This is a genomic window from Thermoanaerobacterium sp. CMT5567-10 (assembly GCF_030534315.2).
GTDB lineage: Bacteria > Bacillota > Thermoanaerobacteria > Thermoanaerobacterales > Thermoanaerobacteraceae > Thermoanaerobacterium.
The window spans coordinates 2,009,982-2,032,309 of record NZ_CP130558.2 but is presented as its reverse complement, the minus strand read 5'-3'; the positions used below and the strand labels follow the sequence as shown (position 1 = coordinate 2,032,309).

Sequence of the window (22,328 nt, the reverse complement as noted above, 5' to 3'; positions counted from 1 at the left end):
ATACTAGCTGGACAATCAAATTTCTATTCTTGATTTTGCACTTTTACGGTGCAATTGATAATATAAATTTTTGAAAATTGCTATGCTATAATATAAAAAAGTAATAATTACAGTATTATGTAAGAGGTGAGACTCTCCTATGCAAGAAAAAGAACTTAAAATATTGAACTATTTGAAAGATCAGACAAGCTACGTTACAGCTTTAAACATAGCAGAAAATTTAGAATTTTCAATTCGCAGTGTTAAGACTTATATATCTAATATCAATACAAATTATCCCAATTTGATCCTTTCATCCAGAAAAGGCTACTCTATACAAGATAAAGAACGTCTGGCTAATATATTGAATAATTTTACAAATAACGATATACCCCAGTCTTCAAAAAACAGACAAGCATATATACTTAAACTTCTCTTGCTTCAGCAACAAACAAAAAACCTTGATGAATTAGCAGACGAGCTGTGTATCTCCCCTGTGACTTTGATGAATGAGATATCAAAAATCAAGGCAGAATTAAAAAATTTTGATCTGGTATTCAAAACAAAAAATAATTGTGTCTATATTGAGGGACTGGAAAAAAATAAAAAAAAGATGATATCACATCTTATCTATAATGAGATAAAAGAAAACTTTATTAGTTTAGATCTCCTTCAAACATATTTCCAAAACTTAGATTTAAAGGTAATAAAGGAAGTAGTGACTGAGAGGCTTTTAGCAAATCACTATTTTATCAATGACTTTTCATTGATAAACTTTATTTTACACTTAGCAATCACAATGCAGCGTTCCCTGGAAAATCTTACTACACCGGAAGTTTTGGATTCCTCAAACAATGCTCATATCACCGAACCTGTTTCTAAGTTATTAAGGGAGATCTGTGATGATTTAAAAAAGTATTTCCCTGTTCATTTTACAAACAATGAATTTTATAATCTAGCACTAATTCTAATGACCAGTATTGTCAATGAAAATAGCACCAAATTGGAATATTCTCAGCTAAACGAAATTATCGGATCTAGAATATGTAATCTAATGGAATTAATTCAAAATAAGGTAAAAAACGCTTTATATATCAACTTAGACAATCCAGATTTCGTGATACGTTTTTCTTTACATCTATGCAACATGCTGGTTCGTTTGGAAAGCAATATCAATTTAAGAAATCCTCAACTTCTGTCAATTAAAAACACTTATCCATATATTTACGATGTATCAGTTTTTATCGCTAATATCATCACAGAAGAAACGGGTTACGCAATATCTGAAGATGAGATTGCCTATATAGCATTGCATGTAGGTGTCTTAATAGAAGAACAAAAAGCATTAAGAAATAAAGTAAAGGTAATCGTACTCTGCCCTCGTTATTACTCTACTCACCTCAAGTTAGTAAAAAAAATTCATGCAATCTTTGAGAACGACATAATACTGTCCGGAGTCATTACCACTCCAGATGAGTTAAAGAATTTTTCGGATTATGACCTTGTAATATCTACAATACATGTTAACATCTGCCTTACTGTCCCAATGATCATCATATCAAATTATTTTGATAATAAAGATATGAGTATTATTGCCAATGAAATTGAAAAAATCAAAAAAGCAAGATTAAGAACCATTTTAGAGAAAAAGCTTAAATTTATATTTAAAAGGGAATTGTTTTTCTATAATCCCGGCTTTTCGAATAAAGAAGATGCAATAAATTATTTGTCTAATGCCTTAAATAAATTCGGTTATGTAGACTCATCTTTCCAAGAAAGGATTTACGAAAGAGAAAGGATTAGTCCTAGCGCATATTTAAATATCGCTATACCTCATCCTTTAGAAATGAGCGCTTTTTCAACTGCCATAGCAGTATCGATACATCCAACACCAATCAATTGGAATCAAAATAAGGTAAATGTTGTTTTTATGCTTGCAATCAATGAGGAAGATCGGATCCTTTTTCGCGATATATTTGATTTTGTAACAGAAATAATTTCAAATAAAAAATATTTTCAAACACTTTTAAAAACTAAAACATACGAAGATTTTATCAATCTTTTAATAACATCGGTATAATTTGAGAGAATTTTCTTGCTTCAAAAATTTTATATTTATGACGGTTTATAACATTTATTATTAGCTTCTACATCGTTTTATTATTTTCACGTTTCCATGTTATTGTTGTAAATTCATACATTTGAAGAATCATATTTTAATAATTTAAAAGCCATTTCATGGATAATTAAATGAAAAAATTTTTATGAAAAATATATGGGGATTATTGTAATCTCTACAATATGAGTGTAATATTAAATTTCACAGATGAAAAGAAACAATTTATGACCAAATTCATATCAAAGTATACAATCTCGATAGTGTAAAATTTTATTAGGTTAAAAAGCAGGAAAATGACAATTATATGTAGAAATAAGAACACACAATCGTTGATATATACCCTATTGTATCCATTTTTAAATATTTGTCTAAAGATAAATATATTCTTTTTTTCCTTCTTTGTTTGTCTGTTCATAAATTCTTTTATCAAATTCAACAGTGCCCATGACCGTTTTTATATTTGTGTGTTTTTGCCTTTACATCTATATTCTTTCTTGTCTCTTTTTTCTAGTAGCATATCATCTATCATCGTAAGGATTTGAGCTATTAGTTCACAAGCTTCGTCGCAAACAAATTTATAAATTTTCGCTTCTAAATCCTTGAAATTTATTTCATTATGGTTTAAACTTAACCCGAACATGTAATCACCTCTATAACATTTGGTCTTTTTTATTTAAACATTATAGCGGATGATTCATGTGAAGGGAAGGTATTTTTTAGTACCTTCCTTTTTCTATTTTTTACCGCCTGCTAAAGTTATACACTAAGTCTTCTCTCCATTTGATTCTATAACGTCTTTGTACCAGTAAAAGCTCTTCTTCTTTATCCTTCTTAAGTCCTTTAAATCAAATTCGTCTCTATTGACATAGATAAAACCATAACGCTTGCTTATACCTTGATGCGTACTTACAAGGTCAATTGCTGACCAAGGACAATATCCTATTAAGTTTACACCATCGGTTATCGCCAGCTTAGCTTGTTCTATATGTTTCCTTAAGAAATCAATCCTGTAATCATCATTTACTACATCGCCTTCCTCTAATTTGTCATAAGCACCTAACCCATTCTCTGTTACCAGCAACGGAAGATTATATCTTTCATTTATTTCCCGCAATGTATTACGAAAACCTATCGGATCGATTTCCCAGCCAAATTGTGTTTTTTCTAAATAAGGATTAGAAACTCCTCTGTAAACTCCCGACTCTCCAATGGCAATTTGCTGATCTCCAGTAGAGTTTTTATCGGAAGGATCATTCTTACTCTCAGCTACAGTTGATGTTGAATAATAGTTAAAAGCTATAAAATCAGGCTTCCCACTCTTTAAGATTTCCATATCTCCTTCTTGAATTATCGGTGTATATCCTTTCTCTTCTAAGTAGCTCCATGCTATACTATTGTATCGCCCAAATACAGCCGCATCTAAGTACAGCCAGTTGCGGATTGACGAGAAGTTTGAAGCAGCTAATACATCTTCAGGCTTAGAACTAGCGGGATAGATTGATATGATATTTGGCGCAGGACCAATTTTTGCATTTGGACACATTTCATGGCATAGTTTCATCGCTTTTGCCTGGGCCAAAAGCATATGGTGGTTCTGCTGATACAATTCTTTTTGTGGATTTTCTATTTTAGAATCAACAGTTCCAAGAACTGCTCCGTATAAAATCATCATATTTTGTTCATTAATTGTTAACCAATATTTGACGCGATCGCCAAAATATTTAAATAAAGTTTTAGCATAGTTTTCGTAAGCATCTATCGTATCTCTATTTGACCAGCCACCCTTTTCTTGCAAGGCGTAAGGCAAATCAAAGTGGTACATAGTGACAATAGGTTCAATATTATGTGACAGCAATTCATTAATTAAATCGTTATAAAATGCAATACCTTTTTCATTTATTTCCCCTGTGCCTTTCGGATAAATTCTTGTCCATGCAATAGAAAAGCGATAAGCTTTAAGACCCATTTCTGCAAATAAAGCTATATCTTCTTTGTATCGATGATAATGATCGCTTGCTACTTTAAAATCTGATGTTCCTTCAGGATGCTTTCCCATATCAATGACAGAAGGTCCTTTTCCGTCTTCATTCCATGCCCCTTCCACTTGATAAGCTGATGTGGATGCTCCCCATAAAAAGTCTTTTGGAAATGGTTTTAATTTTGAATAGTCCACTTAAATCATACCCCTTTTCTATAAAACATTCATTTGTATTAATATGGTATTAATAATGTTTAGAGAAATTTGTCTGCAAAATTATTCTGTTAATTTAATTTTTTAAAATTTTAATTTCTAAATAAAATACTTAAATTGCAAATTACTTTGTTCCAATAATCAAAACATCTGAGGTAAAATTGTGCATATGAATTATCGTTTTATCATTAGAAGTTTCAATAGTAGGTTTCGCAATATGTTTTTTTTCTAAATCAATAATAATAAAATTATAATTTTCAAGTTTCATATTAACAATTACTGTTGTATTTGATGGCATATAAATCACAATTGTACTTAAGTCCGGGTTCCCAGCCATTCTAATTTCTCTTGTATTATTAAGTATTGCATCCAGAGGCTCTATTTCGAACAGATCATACATTTCAAAAATCCATTTTGCAAAAGAATAATCCCATGCTCCATCAAATCTTAAAGCATCTCTCCAATCATATGGTTTATCAAAAACTTCTCCTATATTTTTTTCAAACTCTTTTCCTTTTTTATGCCAGCTCCAAATTCCATGTGCACCATAAGTAATACCAGCACTGGCTCCTGATAGCAAACTCTGCCATGCAGCTTTTCTAACATCAAAAGTCGTAAATCTACCGTAAATACCTCTGCTAAATCCCATTTGTTCATAACAAGGTTCAGCATTTATAATTGGCTTCTTAACTGACTTATTATAAAAATTCAGTGCCATTTCATAAGGCATATGACGATATGCTGAATTATGCCCTGACTGAAACATATAAAAATCCAAATTTTTATTATTTACAAATTCTTCTGGTAGTTCAGTCAATCTGCCTTGGAGATGCATTGTTGTTAAACATTCTGGGCTAAGTTTCTTTATTGTATTTAAAGCAAGCATGTAATAATTTTTTGTAAGTTCCGTTGGAAAATCTGTATCACCACTTATTATATAAATAGGACAAAATTTTGAAAAAGTTTTTGCTACATGTTCTACATAAGTTTCTACCACATCTAATGGCATTTTACTTGTTTCCCTTAATTTGCTCGCCCATGTATCTGGCACATAATTACACCAAAGTAAAACAAGTGCAGGCAAAAATCCTTTTTTTACTGCTACTTCAATCATTTTTTCAGCTCTATGAAAATATTCTTCGTTGATGGAATAAAAATCAAATGTACCATCTTTATTAATTTTAAATGGCATTATATTGATATCTGATTGGCTTGCATCCCACTGTGGAAGAATATTTATTTGAAGCGCATTAAATCCCTGCACTTTTCTGTAGGATAAATATTCTTCCCACTCTTCAAAACTTATGTTAGTAAATGCACTCCAACAAGTATCTGCTAAATAAAAAAATTTTTTGTTTCCATTTATAAAGTATTTTTTATCTTTTGAAATAGTAAGTCTTATCATTTTCTCACTCCTTGTCTATAAAAACATCAAAATGCCAGAACTCTACTACATATTGGAATTTCAATTAATTTTCTAAAGACTTTAACATTTTACATGTTTAACGCAATCCTGCCGCTTCCGCCCGTTCAACTGCAAGCTCAACAACTTCATCTCGTTCTTCTGGAAGAATGAAACCCAAAGCAACTGCACAATCTGTACTTTTTTCCGCAAGATTACGATAGTTTTTCAGAGAAGTATAAATTGCTTGCATTTTTTCTTTTGAAAAAGGATTCATATGTCCAAATACACTTTGACTCCCATCAGGTTTTGTAGAAAAACCATAGTAAGTAGCTGTGGGCAGATCAATAAAAGGAGTACGGATTCCACCAACAGCATTACCAAATACATCTCTAATATTTTTACCATCAGGTCCTCTCTTTATAGGCTCAGCATGAGGCGCAGGTACACCTTCACGAACCCAGCAATAGAGATTCCTAAATGCGGCATTAAACACGTATTCATAAGGGTAATCATTAGGCAATCCATCAATACCTTTGTAGACTTTCCTATTACCAACCATATAATTTTCATCGGCATTATACCATTTTAAAATATTATTCACAGAATCATGACTAGCTCCTGGAATTTCATAAGCTCGGAAAAGATTTCCTGGAATATCGCTATCTCCTTTCCACCTGACAGCTTCATTTTCACTCTCTGTATTGACAGCAATATAAGGTTCTCTAGCTCCCATTATTCCAGCACCTTCTGAATCAAAATAGCTTTTACCTGAAAGAATTATAGGCTCATAAGAATTTAGTGGTGCTGGCCTAGCACCGCCTCCAGCTGCTAAGTAACCATCAAATATCGGTCCTTCAGAGCAATTTTTTTCCAAATAAGCAAATGATTTTACATAACGTACTATATATGTGGCTGATTGTGACCAGCCAGTTAAATACAATTTGTAGTTATCATATTGAGAAATTGGATTTATTTCGCTTTTAGTACGAAGTGCCTTCGCAAAGTCAGTCAACATATCCCAAAATAGTCCAGCTTCATACTGTGGAAAAAACTTAAACACAGTATTTTTGGGTTCTGGTCTATTAGGCAGAGGATTTTTCCAAGACAGTATTGAGTACCTTTCCCTATCCGCAGCATAAAGTGAATCTAAAACATCTGACTTACTTGTTATTCCAATGTAAATATCTCCATTTCGTGTAAAGTACTTCCATGAACTAACCCATATGCGGTCGATATCAAACAATGCCGTTGCATTCAAAATTTCAATTACGACATTACCACTAAACTTAGCAACATCTTTGGGACGGCGCACTATAAATCGGTTAACATAAGGCGCATCTTTATAAATAGTTATGGGAGCATGATCCTCCCCATCCTCGTATATATTAGCTGTTCCCCACATGAAGTATTCTTCTTCTACATAGCCTATTTCTGCAAAATTACACTTTTCTGAAGCCTGTGCGAAAGGGACAGATTTTTCTGTTACAGGTATTAGCTTGATTTTTTCAATCATTTGCCCGCCTCCTTAAATTATTATAATCATCTATTATTATTGAATAGTTAAAACTCGTATATGAACTCGAGTTTTAACTATTCTTTGAAGATAAAATTTTTTATTTTATTATTTTCTAAGCTTGAACTTGTTGATTTGTTTTTTCTGCATTAAGCTCTTCTTGCAAACTTTGATCGTCTAATTTTTTGAAAAATGGATAATAAATAACTAGAGAAAGCACTATAAGTACTAGCTGCAATAATCCAATTCTCCAACTTCCCTGCATAATACCAGCTACAATCACCGGTACACCAAATGGAACTTGAACCCCTGCTGGTGGTGGTACTAATCCTATATAGGTTACTATATAGGCAACCAAAATCTGAATTAATGGTACAGAAATAAAAGGAATAGCCATAATGGGGTTGAACATCATCGGAACACCAAAAACAACAGGCTCATTTATAGTAAAACATCCAGGAATAATTGCAAGCTTTCCTAATGTCTTTAATCTTTTACTTTTAGCAATGAATAACATAAGGATGACTAATCCTAAGGTACCACCGGCTCCCCCGATTCCTGCATAAAGATTATAAAATTGTTGTCCTAAAATATGAGGTAGTGGTTGTCCTGCTGAAAAAGCTTGTAAGTTTTGTAAATCCATCGGCAAGTAAACTGCAGTAATTATACTACTTACAACTAATGATCCATGCATTCCAAAGAACCATAAAATCATTTGAATCAATACTATAATAAATAAAGAAATAAAATTACTACCAAGTGATGATAATGGAGTTTGCACTAAAGTATAAATAAACTGAGTAAATGATTTAAAGTGCGTATGTGAAAATACTCCAGCAATCACAAGAAAGAATAAACCTACAATTACAGCCGGTATTAATCCTGAAAATACATTTGATATAGTAGGCGGAACACCAGCAGGCATTTTTATAGTCCAATTCTTATCTAAAACATATATATATAGTCGAGCAGCAACCAACGATACGATTAATGCTGTAAATAATCCTTGAACTCCAAACCAACTTAATAAGAATGCGTTTTGTTTTTCAAAAGTAGATATTGGTGTAACTAGTAAAAAGCAAAATACGCTTACCAAGGCCGGTACTACCGGTTCTTTTTCGAAACTTTCTACCAATTTATAAGAAACTAAAAATGAAACATATAATGCTAAACATCCTATTGCTATGTTATATGGTATTAGAAGAATTGCCTGAATTCCAGTAGTTTTGATAAATGTTTGCCACGGAGCGATAGGAAGTACCGCTAACAAAACAGCAAATGATCCTATCATTAATATAGGAAGTGCTGACATTAATCCATTTGAAATTGCCTGTAGATATCTGTTAGATTGCATTAAAAGTGCAAATTTTTGCAGCTTCTCACTAAAATTAGATTTATTCATTAATACTCCCTCCACTGACATAATTTCATTTTTTATAGCCCTAACGCATTTTTTAAAACTTTTTCTCCATTCATCATTCCATAGTCTATACTGTCTATTACTTCCACTTTTATTCCTTTAGGTTCGTACGTTTGTTTATACTTATTTAGCAGAAAACCCACCTGGGGTCCTAAAAGCAAGATGTCTGTATCGTTTTCGTACTGCTTAAATTTGCTCTCTGAAGTTGCCCTTATCTCAACCTCCTCTCCTAACTTTTTTGCTGCTTCCTTCATCTTTGTAACCATTAAGCTTGTAGACATTCCGGCTGCACAAATTAAAGTAATTTTTTTCATTCTACTGCCTCCTCATTTTTAGATAATGTGTTTTCCTATTAATATATAATGCAATTATCGTGCCAAAACACTTTCAAGCTTTAACTGCTTTTCGTACATGTCAATAAATTCTTGGGCTAAATCTTTTACAGTTATTGCATTCATAAGGTGGTCTTGAGCATGTACCATAAGAAGCGTAACTTCCTTCCTATTTCCGGCTGCTTCATCTTGAATAAGTTTTGTTTGCACGTCATGAGCTTTATCCAACTCCTCACATGCTTTATCAATCTCCTTTCTCGCCTCTTTAATATTGCCAGATTTCGCATACTGAATGGCAGTCATCGCATGTGACCTAGCATTACCACCGCTTACAATAATTTTCATAACTATTTCTTCGTATTCCATTTGCAACGTCCTTTCTTATCATGATTATTGTTGTGTTTTCATTATATTAAATATGCAAATACCGTGCCAAAACACATTGCATAAAAAAAGGCGGCAAAATGCCGCGTAAGGTCAAGGTACTATTTAAGTATTGTTTTGTAGTTGAAAAAAGTCATGATGTAGCAAATCTCATCATCTGAAATATTTATATCGTATTTTTTATTTAAAATCTCACATGACTTTTTAACTATTCTATAAAGTTCACGGTTTTCCGAAATATATTTTTCCCTATCAACAAATTCATCAACAGATCCACCGCCTTTTAACCTATCTATCATACAAGCAACATGCAGGGCTATTCCAATCAAAGCGTTTGTATTAATTTTTGTATTCAGTTCACCTTCAATGGCGCCTATGAACTTTCTTATATCCTGTAGAACACTTTTACTGCTGATATTTTTCAACTGATTTTCTAATGTATCTCCCATCTTTAAATAAGTATTTTCAATATCTATAAGCCTCTGTATAGGCTTTATGGCCTCTAAACTTAATACTTCGTGCAATCCATACTGAGGTATGCTTGTATCTATTTTAAATGAGCTTACTATGCATAAAATTTTGTTTTCTCTTTCGATATTTCTCAATCTCGTATGAATGCTTTCTGTCCCCACAAGATTTATAGGAACAATTTCAAATATATTGCTGTCGTATTTAAGATGCTTATCAAGAATATTTTTTACAGCAACAGCGCTTCCTTCTCCAGTTGTACATACAGTTACAATAGAGATTTTCCCTTTCATTTCATTGTCTAAATCAGCCTGCCGCTCAATCTCTAAAAATGTATTGACATTCAAAGTTTCATCATATACTTCCTCTAGAGAATACCCCATCATTGCCTTTCTTGTGGCCTCTATGACATGCAGTGTACTTACAAGCGGAATTGTTTTTGTCCTTATTCCAAATTCTTTTTCAATTTCTTCCCCAAAAGTTGTAAGCGACCCCATGTCCACTAAAAATAAGATATCAGATTTTATCCCAGCATTTTTAAGATATGCCTTCAACCTTGAAATTACCTGCTGAGGCTTTTCATCAAGGGGAGCATTAATGCCTATAGCATATTTCGTTCCTAAAAGGTTATTGGCAGTTTCCACCATAGAACTAGCTGTAGCAGTACCATGTGCAATTACGATTACTTTTACATCTTTCTTCTCTTGCTCTTTTACAACTCTACCGTCGTAGGCAAAAAGCATAGCAAGAAAGCCAGCTTCATCGATAGGCATAGATACATCCAATACTCGCTCTATTATTTTCAGGCAATCAAGGGCTGTATTAAATTCTTCACTATGTTCAGTTCTAATTCTATTTAGCTGTGGATTCACTATCTTTCTATTTCGCTTAATTCGCTCAACTGCATTGTATATGTGTACCGCCATTCCACAGTAAAGTTCTTTGCTTAATTCCTTTTTCAGCCTCTTTTCAGCATATTTTATAATCTCTTCTACCGTTTGGACGATTTCAATGCCAACGACATTTTCGATGTCAGAAACGTCAATAATCTTATTGACTTTGTGAAAATACTTTTCAAAGTAATCATTTATATCTTTCTCCATCTCTTTATCAAGTTCTTCACCTGAAAGTCCCATGCTTTTAAGTTCATGCATCCTAGAATCTATCATTTCATAAATATTATCTTTGCTGCTATCTTTCTCAAACAAAATGTTCTCTTCATTTTTGTCAAATACGTAGTACCTTTTATTTATCTCTAAAAACTTATTCCAAAGTTGACGGTGTTCCGTTTCCATATAAAGTCCATTTCTTATATACTGTGGCAAATCAATGCTATTTATTTTTATTTCTTCTTTTTTATTTGAAACAAAATCTGCATATGCTTTTGCACACGCAAGCTGAATATCTGTTTTTAACTGCCCAATGTTATTTGGACAGTTATAGCTTAGAAAAGCTTTCATTGAATTTACCGACACAATAATTTGTCTACCGAGTTTGTTCGATTCTTCTCTTATAAATTGGCAGATAAGGTTGAATCTCTCATCAATGCTTCTCTCTCGAAGACTTGGCAGACGTATAATCATCGGAATTCTTCTTGTAAATGTCTTAAGAAGGATAGAATCTGGATTCTCTGTAGTAGCAGAAATTATCAATACATTGGATTTTCTCTCTAAATCGGTTTCACCAAGCCTTCTAAATATACCCTTATCCATAAAGGTAAAAAACATTTCCTGCCCCTCTGGTGGAAGCCTATGAACCTCATCTAGGAAAAGTATTCCTCCATCAGCTTTTTCTATAAGTCCCACTTTATCATAATCCGCACCTGTATAAGCACCCTTTTTAGAACCAAATATTTGTCCCACCAAAAGTTGTGGATTATTGGCATAATCTGCGCAGTTAAAAACTATAAACGGAGAATTTTCATCCATTCTATTCATTTCAATTGCATATTTGTGTATGAGTTCTGCAAACATTGATTTCCCAACGCCTGTCTCTCCCAATATTAATATGTGCATTCCATTGGGAGGATACAGTATCGCTGCTTTAGCCTGCTCCACTGCAGAAAATAGGCTTGGATTTTTTTCTAAAAATTTATCAAGAGAAGTCTCTTCTCTTTTATTTGAAATTTCCTCAACATATCTAAAAAGTACCGGCTTTGTACCTACTTTAACTGCTTTTCCTTCATCACATAGTCTATTTAGATCGCTACTGACATTTGCTCTGCTAAGCCCAAGAGAGTCAGCTATATCAGAAGCACTTACGCCTATTCCTCTATCCAGTTCTTTTAGTTTCTGATAAATAATATCGATTCTCTTCAAAGTTACCACCTCAAGTAAAACAATATAACATAAATCAATTTTAAATCAAATTACGCACAATATTCTCTTTTATTTATTATACATTAACTAAATCTTAATATAAATGAAAAACTTTGCACTTGCTTATTTATTTTTTGCATAAAAATAAGGCGGCTTTAAAAACCACCTTTGCAATCCCAAACATCTTTCTTCCATCCCTCGTAAATAATCCCATATCTAATTATTATATTGTTGCAGTATTATTTTTGAAAAGACTATCAAATCATTTAAGCCATTTTCAATCAAATCCTGGACAACTTTCAAATCTATCAATTGATAATTATGCACAGCGATGTTTCTAAAACCAACCATGGATTTTAATTTCTTCTCTAATGCACCATCTATGACACCATTTTTTCGAAGCAGTTCAAATGCATCTCTACTATTTTGAGGAATGTGTAATTTCAGTTTTATTAATTACAACATCACTCATTGTAAATTCGTCCCCTTTTTAATATTTTATCAATTATTTCAGCTCTTTCCTCATTCAATTTCGCATAATCTTTCAATGCATACATTTCGAAATTCATTCGCCTTAAATCATCACTACAATAAATTATTTTTTTCGTTCCTACCACCTGAGCTTTGAATACAGTTGATGCTTTTCGCAAATCTATTAAATCCACATCCCGTTTTAGTAAATCCGCTAATTCCTGCGAAATCATAAATAAATCATAACCGCTAATATCTTTATCGCTTAAATACGCAATATCAATATCACTGTCGCTTCTAAATATACCATTTACAGCCGAACCAAACAGATATATTACATACGGCTCTACTTTATTTATAAGAAAATTCTTTATTACATCGACTTGTTCATCGTTAATATTCATCGTCATCACCACCATTCATTATGATACATATGATATTAATCAAAAAACGATTGTATAAAAAGACCTTAACTTTTCTTGATAAAATCTTTCAAGATTATTATGCCATATTGTTCTATCGCATACAATAGAAATTCATATCCCACCTTAAAAAGATGAAAATTTTCTTTCAAACCTTTTGCTATTTAGTTTTTATTAACAATTGCAAAAATAATTTCGCGTTAATATTAAATAATAACATTAAAAAATCTCCCCTCTTTTCAGATGGAGAGATTTTTAATCATATATTCATTTGAACATCGTCACAAATGACTTAAATAACGTTCTTACATCATACTGATATTGATTTATTGGTTCCACTGGTCTAGTTATTCCAAAAAGTTTATATACAGCAATTCTTGCAGATCTAACTGAATATTCTTCTGTGAATACTACGTCATCAGGTATTTCACAAAATTGTCCAATAAATGCTAAATTAGTTGAGCCTTCCGGTACAACTTGAGGCCTATCTCCTATCGACCTTGGCATAAATTGTGCTGTAATAAATGGCATCATGCATGGAATGCAATTTGCCGATTTTATTATATCACCCATTTCTTTTTCAAATTTTAAATGATGCAAAAGTTCAATTAATATTTCTTCTCCTGCACATTCTGACATTTTCTTTTTAACATAATTACCTGGATTATCAGGATACAATCCATACCCCCAAAATACTTTCACATTATCAGGTTGATTTCTAAAGTGTGGTTGATGTGCCAAAACAATTGACATAAACCAATTAGAATCCTTAAATGTAACAAGAGCGCCTGTCCCAGCTTTATTACGCGAAAATTTTTCCATCAAATCAAAAAACTTTGAATTATAACAAGTTACAGTAAATGATTCCCACTTTGACCCTTGTATATTATCGTCAAATACAGTAGGATTTCCTAAACCTTGTTTTTTCTTTGAAATCTTATCCCATAATTTCCACGATGCACCTTTTTCATTTAAAACAGGTGGCTTTGTCATGGATCCTAAGCTGTAGCCCTCTGTCATTGAACCATTTGTGACAAATACAACGTCGCTTTCATTTAACTCAATTGTTTTTTCCATACCTTCTTCTTTGTAGTATATCTTTGTAACCGTAATTTTATCTGAATCCTTAAAGTCTAGATCTGTTACGACACATTTCAGTTTGAAATCAACATTGTGATTTTCCAAGAACTTCTTTATTGGCAAAATTAAAGAATCGTATTGATTATAAGGTGTTCTTGTCACACCTTCCAATGTATGAATTCTTGGAAATTCATGCATAAACCTTATCATATATCTTCTTAATTCTGCTAAACTATGCCACGGTTGAAATGCAAAAGTCGTTGCCCACATGTACCAAAAATTGGTCTCAAAAAAGTGTGGTTTAAACCAATCACTAATTTTTAACATATTAAGCTTCTCTTCAGGCGTTACAATGAGCTTTGCCAAAGCAATCCTATCTTCATTGTCAAAACCCATAGATGATACATCTACGACTTCACCGTTATTATTAACAAGTCTTGCATTGGAATGGGTTGGATGCTGAGAATCAAATTCAATTATTTCTTCTCTAACAGATTTCTCTGGATTGTCAATAGATGGTATTGACAATAAAAGCTCCCAAGTATTTTCATAAGTCTCATCGTTTAACATCCTGCCGCCTCTTATTACATATCCAGTTTCAGGATTACCCGCACCATCATTGCTTCCACCTAAGACATTCAATTCTTCGAAAATATGAATATGATCACCTGGAAAGCTGCAGTCCCTAATCAAATAGCACGCTCCTGCAAGTGAAGCTATTCCTCCTCCTACAAAATAAGCATGAGTGTTTTTATAATCTCTCATAAAAATCAGCTCCTTGATTATCGAATATTTCTAAAAATAATATAGCTTTATAACACTGATTTTGAAATAATCAAAGAGCTTAAACTGTATAAAATTTTGACATTTGATAGAATTTGTATATTTTTTAATCACACAGCTCATATTTTTGTAGAGCTTTCATGAAATTGCCTTCAATAAGTTCACTTAAATCTTTAATTAGTTTCTCCGGTTCTTCCCTCATCCCTTTTTTCATCCATTGTATTATTAATCCTATAAATGCCAGGGTATAAAAATTCGCAATAAATTCCTTGTATTTCTCCTTCACTTTCATATTTCTGGATATTTCATAAACAACCCCAATAACAAGGTCATATGTTACAGAATAAAGATAATTCTCCAAGTGTTCTCTACCCAATGAGTTTAATGTATTCATGCAGAATAATTTGTTATCCTCAATGTATTTAAATACTTGATAAAATCCCTCTGTCCAATGTTCATAATTTTTATATTGAGAGATTTTTTCAATGGCTTCTTTTTTATAAATCCACTCAAGCAGTTCAAAAATATCGTGAAAATGATAATAGAAAGTCTGCCTATTGAGGCCACATTTATTTACGATATCCTGTACGGAGATTTTATTTAATGGCTTTGTTTTCATCAATTCTTTAAGCGCATCAGCCATTGCTTTTTTCGTTATTTGAGAATTTGCCATAAATTTTACTCCTCCACATATGGCAACGTAGAATTTGCGTATGGAAGAACAAGTACCTTGGGATCGCGATATTTTTTAATAGCTTCATCAAGTGCATCCTGCGGAGTCTTTGCATATTTAAAGAATATCTTTTCAGTGAAGCTGCGGTCAAAAGATGATACAAGGTAGATATCAGCCCTTTTTAATACTTCGCAGATTACAGCAGCTTTATGTGCGCCAAGCCTGAATTCCTCTTTTATCCACTTTAATGGCTCATCTACAGATGATGAATTTACCATCCAGTCTGAAAAAAGCTTCTCTCCCAAACCTTCTCTGCATTCCGCCACTAATATTATTGTTCCACCGTCTTTTACAGAATATTGGGCATTGTCAAGCCCTTTTTGAGCTTGATAAAGGTTAATGTCTTTTGGGTATCCTCCGCAAGATGCGACGACAATATCGGCTTTTTCTGGTATAACTCTTTTGTACATCTTATCGATGTATTTAGCGCCTTCTCTGTGAGCTTTTATCGGCTCCCCTGATACTACTTTCACTATCTCTTTATGGCTATTTAAAACTGCATTTACTATAAAATTTACACCTGCCAGCTTTCCTCCTTCTTCGATATCCTCTCTCATAGGATTTCCATCGATTTTGCCTGGCATCGCTCCTTCTGAAAACATAAGGACGTGATTTTTTTCTATGGTATTTTTGCTGCACACACCCGGAAGCAAAGCTTTATGTCCTCCGCTGTACCCTGCCTTATAGTGAAGCTCTAAATTACCTGTAGCTATGATGAAATCTGCATTGTACACTTCACGAAAGACTTCTACAGGCGTACCTCTTTTTGTAGTACCAACGTATACGCAGTCATCTATATCATGGTCGATGCACTTTATCCTATTAAACACTTCTTCACCAACAAGCGTCTTCTTTTCATCATCTGTATGTTTCCTGTGGTATCCAAGCCCAAAAACGATTTTTATGCTATCATCGCTTATGCCTGCCTTGTTTAATTCATCGATTATAGGTGGTATTAGAATGTGAGATGGCGACGGGCGAGTTATATCGCTGGCTAATATTACGACATCTTTTTTGCCCTTGACCAAATCAGATAAAGGCACTTTACCAATTGGATCTTTAAGCGATCTTGATACTTCCGCCATAGGGTCTTCAACACCAGGCAAATCCTCAGGATACAGCACTGTACACATATTCTCATCTATTCTTACGTCTACCGCACCTTTCCCGTATTTTAAGGAGATCTCTTTATAACCCATCACAAACCTTCCTTTCCGCGAATATTCATCTCAGCCTTAAGCCTGTCATATCGTACAACTTATCACTTATTTTTTTAATAAGTTCATCATCAACATCACCATCTATTGAAATGCCAACTGTCATGTCGTCTAAATACACGCTTGGATTTTTCTTAAGTTTTACTCCCATTTCACCAAATACTCTCTTTGCGATATTTATGACTTCTATCTGATTGCATCCACTTCCTACAACTATCGTCCAGCCAGTCTTCTTTATAAGTTCATCTATTTTTTCTTTATACCTTTCCCCTACTACCTTAGATATAAAGGAAAGTTCAATGTACTTGATGCCGTTTGCTGTCTTAATGCTTTTTTTATAAGGCTTATGAAGCAAATCCTTAAACGCTTCATCTATGATCTTAAGTGCCTCATTCTGCTCAAGTTTATCGGCACCTGTATCAACAACACGAATTGTATCAACTGACACATCTTTCCCATTAATGTTAAGCTTAAGTCCCGTCTCATTGTAAAATTTATCTTTTACTTCCTCAATATTTCCAATTTCTCCGTCAATCTTTACAGATACTAACTTGTCAGCACCTTTGTAGGACACTTTGTTAATAGAGACATTTGGCACAAGCTTATATATCACATCATTTATGGCTGATGTATTTATATTGTCGTTGATCTCAACTTTCCAACCTGTTCTTTCTTCAAATTCTTTAAATAGATGGGAATATCTATCTTTTGCTATGTCAGGAAAATCGAAGTACAAAAGAGCTATCTTCTCGTCGAATCTGGCGCCTTTTTTGTAAAGACCTGACTCTCTTGTAAAGTATTCATCAACTAACGACAGCATCTGATTCACTTCCATAGGGCCCTCATCTTTTTCCTTCTTCAATTCTTCTTCCAGAACAGCATGGTATAAAAACATCCTCCTTTTGTCAGGCTGAAAATACACTGAGTTATTTAGTAAATCTTTTAAAGCATCAGTATCTTCCATACAACCCCAGATTTCCGCTATATCTTCTACAGATAATGCAGCATCTGCACCGATTCTGTCAAATACAAACCTCCAAAGCTTTTCTATATTTCCTTCGTTTAAAGCTTCTTCCATTTTCATTGAAGGATATGGTTTTCTTTTAAGCTGTTTTCTCGGATTTTGTATATCAATCTCCTGCACATCGCCATTCTGTGGCACGTACACATCTGTTTTAATGTCTTTTTGTATCTCTTTCCCTAAAAAATTTATCGTATCTGGATCGCCATGGATTAAAAATACCTTTTTAGGATGAAGGATATTGGCAAGTGACAGTATTTCGCTCATATCTGCATGTGCTGAAAGTCCAAATTTGTCAACTGCGCATTTTATCGGTATTTCCTTATCCGCCAATTTAAGCTTTTTATCATCGTCTTTTTCATCCGTAAGCTCCAAAAGCCTTCTTCCCGGCGATTCCTCATCTTGATACCCTGTTATGGCTATCAGATTTTTTTCATCTCCTGCCAGTTTTTCGGCATACCACTGACTGGGGCCGCCTGTAAGCATGCCTGAGCTTGATACTATCACGCATGGCTCTTTTATGATATCTTCCCGCATCTCAGGCCTATCAACTGGCATTACGTTGTCATCAAAAAATATTTCTCCACCTTTAAAAATCTTCTTGGCCAGATTTTGCCTTAAATAGTTTGGATTTAATTTATAAATCCTGCATATGTCTTTTACCATTCCATCTACGTACACCTTGGTATCTATCATGCCTTTATTTATGGCTTTTTTAAGTATGAGGATTATTTCCTGCGCTCTCCCTAAGGCAAAAGCAGGTATCAACACTTTCCCGCCATTTTTTACTACAGATCCTATCTTCTCAACAAGCCTTGATTCTTCCACCTCTCTATTTGCATGAAGCTTGTCGCCATACGTAGATTCAAAGAAGGCTACATCTGGCCTTAATTTAGGTATTGATGCGCCTTCTATCGTATTCTGCCTAAATCTTGAGAAGTCGCCGGAATAAAAAATGCTTCCCTCATTTCCGACTATGTATATTGACGCTGCACCTTCTATGTGACCTGCACTGTAGAAAGTCACCTTTAAATCAGCATCTAAAAAAGGAGAAAATGTATGCCCCGGCGTATGGCATATTATCCTGTTTAGCATTTCCCTTACGTGTATCTCAGCATAAGCAGGTATCTCTGCTTCCTTTTCCATTATCTTTAAGCTGTCATACAAAAGTACCCGCGTTAAATCCTTTGCGGCATGTGTCATGTATATCTTTGCATCAGGGTATATTCTTGATATTATCGGAAGAGCACCTATATGATCCATGTGGGCATGGCTTATTACTATGACATCTACTCCACCATTTTCCTGAATAAGCTGAAAATCAGGAAGATTGTCCTTGCTTGATGACATCCTTATTCCACAATCTAGTAAAATATTTTTCCCGTCTATATTCACCAAGTAGCATGATGCACCTACTTCACTTGCTCCACCACAAAAATAAAGCTTCATGTGTATCTCCTTTACTTGACTTTATTTGTCAGCTTACCTATTCCTTCAATCTCGATTGTGACAACATCGCCTGAATTAAGCGGTCCTACTCCCGATGGGGTTCCTGTAAGTATTACATCACCGGGGTTTAATGTCATGATATGCGATATGAATGATACAAGCTTAGGTACACTGAATATAAGGTGCTTTGTGTTGCTGTGCTGCTTCAATACGCCATTTACATATGTTTTTATCTCTAAGTTTGAAGGGTCTAAATCTGTTTCAATCCATGGCCCTATAGGCAGAAATGTGTCAAATGACTTTGCCCTCGTCCACTGCCCGTCTTTTGACTGCAGATCTCTTGCAGTAACATCATTTGCAATCGTATATCCCAGTACATAATTTAATGCCTCATCTTCTGAAACATCCTTTGCCGTATTCTTAATGACAACGGCCAATTCTCCTTCGTAGTCAACCCTTCCTGACATTTTAGGAATTACTATGTAATCATCAGGTCCTATCACTGCAGTTGCAGGCTTTATGAACAATGTAGGCTCATCAGGACGCTTGTCTCCCATCTCCTCAATATGATCACCGTAATTCAATCCAACGCATACAGCCTTTGTTATTTCGCATGGCGGTAAAAGTTTCGCATCGTCAATTTTTAAACTTTTCATCAAGCTCCCATCTATTGTAAAAATATTTTCACCATCTACTACTCCATACTTCTTTCCTTCATCGTCTATTCTCACAATTCTCATATTCACCGCTCCTTTTTTATCTTTAATAGATATTTTAGCATATTATATAACACGTGTAAAAATGTTTTAGCAGTTTAAAGTAAAAAATTTTATTGACACATAGATATTTTTGTTGTATTATTATTACAATAATTTGAGTGAAAGACGATGAAAGAGGAAAGTAGGTATGCGGAGGATTAAAGAGAGTCCGGGACGGTGGAAGCCGGACATCTTAAGCATATTGAAGTTCCCTCTTAAGTTGCGATCTGAAACTAAAGTAGGTGATGCCGGAGTCTTCTACCGTTAAAAAGAAGGGAGTATGATTGTACTCTTAGAGTGAACCTTTTACGGTTAATAAAGGTGGTACCGCGGAAAATCTCCGTCCTTTGGGATGAGAGATTTTTTTTATCAGAAAATATGTTAAAAGGGGCTGATTACATGGTCATTATAATGAAAGAAAATGCCACAGAGGAAAATATAAAAAATGTCTGCGAATACGTAAGAAAATTCAATTTATCGACGCATGTAGTAAATGGTGCTGAAAGGTCAATAATCGGCGTAATCGGAAATGTAGAAATCTTAGAAGATAAGCCTATATCGTCAATGGAAGGCGTATACGACGTAGTGAGAATTTCATCACCGTATAAGCTTGTATCAAGATCTGCAAAGCCTGACAATACCGTTGTAAGAGTCAAAGACGTAGATATCGGCGGAGGCAATTTTGTCATGATGGCAGGACCATGTGCTGTAGAAAGCTATGAGCAGATGATTGAAGCTGCTAAAGCAGTCAAAAAATCAGGCGCAAAAATTTTAAGGGGTGGAGCATACAAACCAAGGTCATCCCCATACTCTTTTCAGGGATTAGAAGAAGAAGGGCTTAAGATACTAAATGCCGTCGGACGAGAAACAGGCATGGTTACTATCACAGAGATAGTCAGCAGCTCCCACATCGATAAAGTATCCCAGTACGCAGATATACTGCAAGTTGGTTCAAGAAACATGCAGAATTTTGAGCTTTTAAAAGAGATAGGTAAGTCAAACATGCCCGTTCTATTAAAGCGCGGCTTGTCATCGACTATAGAAGAATGGCTTAACGCAGCGGAATACATCATGAAAGAAGGAAATCCAAATGTGATACTTTGTGAAAGAGGCATACGCACATTTGAGACGTACACAAGAAACACTCTGGACCTAAATGCTGTCGCTGCTGTTAAAAACCTTTCACACCTTCCTGTAATTGTAGACCCCAGCCACGGAACAGGAAGGCGTGACCTTATAGCGCCGCTATCAAGGGCTGCCGTAGCAGTTGGGGCAGATGGGCTTATCATAGAAGTGCACCCGCATCCGGATATAGCTCTTTCAGACGGCGCACAGTCGCTTACGCCTGAGGAATTTGATAAAGTGTGCAGTGAGGTTAATAAAATACTTTTAGCTTTAAAAAACTGAGGCAATCAAGATATAACATTTATAGCTATCGCCCATGTTTGCACGCTAAAATAGCTGGATTATCCTACGATAACCCAGCTATTTTTATCGGCATACATTAGCTTTTTCTATGGTTTACAATATAAAATGTCAAGACAATATTCACATTGAACATATCGTCTAGTCTTTCTGTTAAGCAATCTTTTCGGGAACAAAATTAATAAATTTTTTTCTGAAATAATTAGCTAATATTACAAGACATATATAATCGAAAACAAAAAAACATTTTTACTATTGCCAATTGACGTACGTTTTTAAGTACGTTATAATTATATACAGAGGTGATTTATATGAAGATAATGCCTGTGACAAAAGTAAGGCAAAACATATATAAAATAATTGAGCAAGTTAAAAAGTACAGCGAACCAATCCAAATAACTTCTAGAAAAGGCAATGCAATTTTAATTTCTGAAGAAGACTGGAATGCAATTCAAGAAACCTTGTATTTATTGTCAATACCAAATTTAAAAGAAAGTTTCATAGAAGCTGATAAAACACCGTTAGACGAATGGAAAGACGAGGAAGATTTAGGATGGGATATAAACTAAAATTTTCGAAATATGCTTTAAAAGATGCAAAAAAGCTAGAAGAATGTGGATTAGATGGAAAAGCAAAAGAAATTTTAAAGATATTAAAAGAAAATCCGTACCAAAATCCTCCTCCTTATGAGAAATTAAAAGGAGATTTGCAAGGAAAATTTTCAAGAAGAATAAACATTCAGCATAGAATAATATACGAAGTTTTAGAAGAAAAAAGAGTTGTAAAAATCTACAGGATGTGGACACACTACCAGTAAAAGACAATAAAATAATAACAGTT

At 34.0% G+C, this 22,328-nt stretch carries 19 protein-coding genes and 1 other annotated feature; of the genes, 4 read left to right on the top strand and 15 right to left on the bottom strand.

What is annotated here, in order from left to right; translation table 11 throughout:
* Positions 1–139: 139 nt before the first annotated feature.
* Positions 140–2,059 (top strand): transcription antiterminator, encoded by a 1,920-nt coding sequence (locus Q2T46_RS10310; protein ID WP_303265550.1) that lies wholly within the window; start codon positions 140–142, stop codon positions 2,057–2,059.
* 493 nt (positions 2,060–2,552) lie between these two features.
* Here Q2T46_RS10310 and Q2T46_RS10305 read toward each other — a convergent pair whose 3' ends face one another.
* From Q2T46_RS10305 to Q2T46_RS10235, 15 genes are all read right to left on the bottom strand, one after another.
* On the bottom strand, positions 2,553–2,738 hold the full coding sequence (locus tag Q2T46_RS10305; protein ID WP_303265551.1) for a UPF0236 family transposase-like protein: 186 nt from the start codon (positions 2,736–2,738) through the stop codon (positions 2,553–2,555).
* Positions 2,739–2,861: 123 nt separating this feature from the next.
* Entirely contained in the window at positions 2,862–4,271 is a 1,410-nt protein-coding gene (locus Q2T46_RS10300; RefSeq protein WP_303265552.1) for a glycoside hydrolase family 1 protein, read from the bottom strand.
* A 142-nt stretch (positions 4,272–4,413) separates the two neighbouring features.
* Positions 4,414–5,694 carry a DUF4038 domain-containing protein gene (locus Q2T46_RS10295; RefSeq protein ID WP_303265553.1) on the bottom strand — a complete coding sequence of 427 codons (1,281 nt, stop codon included), beginning with the start codon at positions 5,692–5,694 and terminating at the stop codon, positions 4,414–4,416.
* Positions 5,695–5,791: 97 nt separating this feature from the next.
* Positions 5,792–7,207, bottom strand: coding sequence for an alpha/beta hydrolase domain-containing protein (locus Q2T46_RS10290; RefSeq protein ID WP_303265554.1), 1,416 nt, complete (start codon positions 7,205–7,207; stop codon positions 5,792–5,794).
* A gap of 115 nt (positions 7,208–7,322) precedes the next feature.
* Positions 7,323–8,609, bottom strand: coding sequence for a PTS sugar transporter subunit IIC (locus Q2T46_RS10285; protein ID WP_303265555.1), 1,287 nt, complete (start codon positions 8,607–8,609; stop codon positions 7,323–7,325).
* Positions 8,610–8,641: 32 nt separating this feature from the next.
* Entirely contained in the window at positions 8,642–8,941 is a 300-nt protein-coding gene (locus Q2T46_RS10280; RefSeq protein WP_094044622.1) for a PTS sugar transporter subunit IIB, read from the bottom strand.
* 54 nt (positions 8,942–8,995) lie between these two features.
* Positions 8,996–9,325, bottom strand: a complete 330-nt coding sequence (locus tag Q2T46_RS10275; RefSeq protein WP_015312490.1) for a PTS lactose/cellobiose transporter subunit IIA — start codon at positions 9,323–9,325, stop codon at positions 8,996–8,998.
* Between the two features lie 119 nt (positions 9,326–9,444).
* Positions 9,445–12,129: a sigma-54-dependent transcriptional regulator gene (locus Q2T46_RS10270; protein WP_303265556.1), complete on the bottom strand. Its 2,685-nt coding sequence runs from the start codon at positions 12,127–12,129 to the stop codon at positions 9,445–9,447.
* A gap of 216 nt (positions 12,130–12,345) precedes the next feature.
* Positions 12,346–12,564 (bottom strand): type VII toxin-antitoxin system HepT family RNase toxin, encoded by a 219-nt coding sequence (locus Q2T46_RS10265; RefSeq protein ID WP_303265774.1) that lies wholly within the window; start codon positions 12,562–12,564, stop codon positions 12,346–12,348.
* Between the two features lie 29 nt (positions 12,565–12,593).
* The gene (locus tag Q2T46_RS10260; protein ID WP_132775687.1) at positions 12,594–13,004 is read right to left on the bottom strand and encodes a type VII toxin-antitoxin system MntA family adenylyltransferase antitoxin; all 411 of its coding nucleotides are present in this window, start codon (positions 13,002–13,004) and stop codon (positions 12,594–12,596) included.
* A 285-nt stretch (positions 13,005–13,289) separates the two neighbouring features.
* Positions 13,290–14,867: an oleate hydratase gene (locus Q2T46_RS10255; protein ID WP_303265557.1), complete on the bottom strand. Its 1,578-nt coding sequence runs from the start codon at positions 14,865–14,867 to the stop codon at positions 13,290–13,292.
* 124 nt (positions 14,868–14,991) lie between these two features.
* Positions 14,992–15,558 (bottom strand): dihydroxyacetone kinase transcriptional activator DhaS, encoded by a 567-nt coding sequence (gene dhaS / locus Q2T46_RS10250; RefSeq protein WP_015312495.1) that lies wholly within the window; start codon positions 15,556–15,558, stop codon positions 14,992–14,994.
* Between the two features lie 5 nt (positions 15,559–15,563).
* Entirely contained in the window at positions 15,564–16,817 is a 1,254-nt protein-coding gene (larA, locus tag Q2T46_RS10245; protein WP_303265558.1) for a nickel-dependent lactate racemase, read from the bottom strand.
* A 25-nt stretch (positions 16,818–16,842) separates the two neighbouring features.
* On the bottom strand, positions 16,843–19,305 hold the full coding sequence (locus tag Q2T46_RS10240; protein WP_303265559.1) for an MBL fold metallo-hydrolase RNA specificity domain-containing protein: 2,463 nt from the start codon (positions 19,303–19,305) through the stop codon (positions 16,843–16,845).
* Positions 19,306–19,316: 11 nt separating this feature from the next.
* Entirely contained in the window at positions 19,317–20,045 is a 729-nt protein-coding gene (locus Q2T46_RS10235) for a fumarylacetoacetate hydrolase family protein (RefSeq protein ID WP_303265560.1), read from the bottom strand.
* A gap of 138 nt (positions 20,046–20,183) precedes the next feature.
* Positions 20,184–20,414: a binding site (T-box leader), on the top strand.
* 48 nt (positions 20,415–20,462) lie between these two features.
* Here Q2T46_RS10235 and aroF point away from each other — a divergent pair.
* The 3 genes from aroF to Q2T46_RS10220 all read left to right on the top strand — a co-directional run bounded on the left by aroF (position 20,463) and on the right by Q2T46_RS10220 (position 22,305).
* Positions 20,463–21,470 carry a 3-deoxy-7-phosphoheptulonate synthase gene (gene aroF / locus Q2T46_RS10230; protein WP_303265561.1) on the top strand — a complete coding sequence of 336 codons (1,008 nt, stop codon included), beginning with the start codon at positions 20,463–20,465 and terminating at the stop codon, positions 21,468–21,470.
* Between the two features lie 329 nt (positions 21,471–21,799).
* On the top strand, positions 21,800–22,057 hold the full coding sequence (locus tag Q2T46_RS10225) for a type II toxin-antitoxin system Phd/YefM family antitoxin (RefSeq protein WP_303265562.1): 258 nt from the start codon (positions 21,800–21,802) through the stop codon (positions 22,055–22,057).
* Positions 22,042–22,305: a Txe/YoeB family addiction module toxin gene (locus tag Q2T46_RS10220; protein WP_303265563.1), complete on the top strand. Its 264-nt coding sequence runs from the start codon at positions 22,042–22,044 to the stop codon at positions 22,303–22,305. Before Q2T46_RS10225 ends, Q2T46_RS10220 begins: the two co-directional genes overlap by 16 nt.
* Positions 22,306–22,328: the final 23 nt, after the last annotated feature.

Coding starts and splice junctions, on each gene's coding strand:
- Q2T46_RS10220 (WP_303265563.1), top strand. CDS start 22,042: ATGGGATATAAACTAAAATTTTCGAAATATGCTTTAAAAGATGCAAAA.
- Q2T46_RS10260 (WP_132775687.1), bottom strand. CDS start 13,004: ATGAATATTAACGATGAACAAGTCGATGTAATAAAGAATTTTCTTATA.
- Q2T46_RS10290 (WP_303265554.1), bottom strand. CDS start 7,207: ATGATTGAAAAAATCAAGCTAATACCTGTAACAGAAAAATCTGTCCCT.
- Q2T46_RS10275 (WP_015312490.1), bottom strand. CDS start 9,325: ATGGAATACGAAGAAATAGTTATGAAAATTATTGTAAGCGGTGGTAAT.
- Q2T46_RS10285 (WP_303265555.1), bottom strand. CDS start 8,609: ATGAATAAATCTAATTTTAGTGAGAAGCTGCAAAAATTTGCACTTTTA.
- aroF (WP_303265561.1), top strand. CDS start 20,463: ATGGTCATTATAATGAAAGAAAATGCCACAGAGGAAAATATAAAAAAT.
- dhaS (WP_015312495.1), bottom strand. CDS start 15,558: ATGGCAAATTCTCAAATAACGAAAAAAGCAATGGCTGATGCGCTTAAA.
- Q2T46_RS10280 (WP_094044622.1), bottom strand. CDS start 8,941: ATGAAAAAAATTACTTTAATTTGTGCAGCCGGAATGTCTACAAGCTTA.
- Q2T46_RS10240 (WP_303265559.1), bottom strand. CDS start 19,305: ATGAAGCTTTATTTTTGTGGTGGAGCAAGTGAAGTAGGTGCATCATGC.
- Q2T46_RS10295 (WP_303265553.1), bottom strand. CDS start 5,694: ATGATAAGACTTACTATTTCAAAAGATAAAAAATACTTTATAAATGGA.
- Q2T46_RS10305 (WP_303265551.1), bottom strand. CDS start 2,738: ATGTTCGGGTTAAGTTTAAACCATAATGAAATAAATTTCAAGGATTTA.
- Q2T46_RS10255 (WP_303265557.1), bottom strand. CDS start 14,867: ATGAGAGATTATAAAAACACTCATGCTTATTTTGTAGGAGGAGGAATA.
- Q2T46_RS10310 (WP_303265550.1), top strand. CDS start 140: ATGCAAGAAAAAGAACTTAAAATATTGAACTATTTGAAAGATCAGACA.
- Q2T46_RS10225 (WP_303265562.1), top strand. CDS start 21,800: ATGAAGATAATGCCTGTGACAAAAGTAAGGCAAAACATATATAAAATA.
- larA (WP_303265558.1), bottom strand. CDS start 16,817: ATGGGTTATAAAGAGATCTCCTTAAAATACGGGAAAGGTGCGGTAGAC.
- Q2T46_RS10235 (WP_303265560.1), bottom strand. CDS start 20,045: ATGAGAATTGTGAGAATAGACGATGAAGGAAAGAAGTATGGAGTAGTA.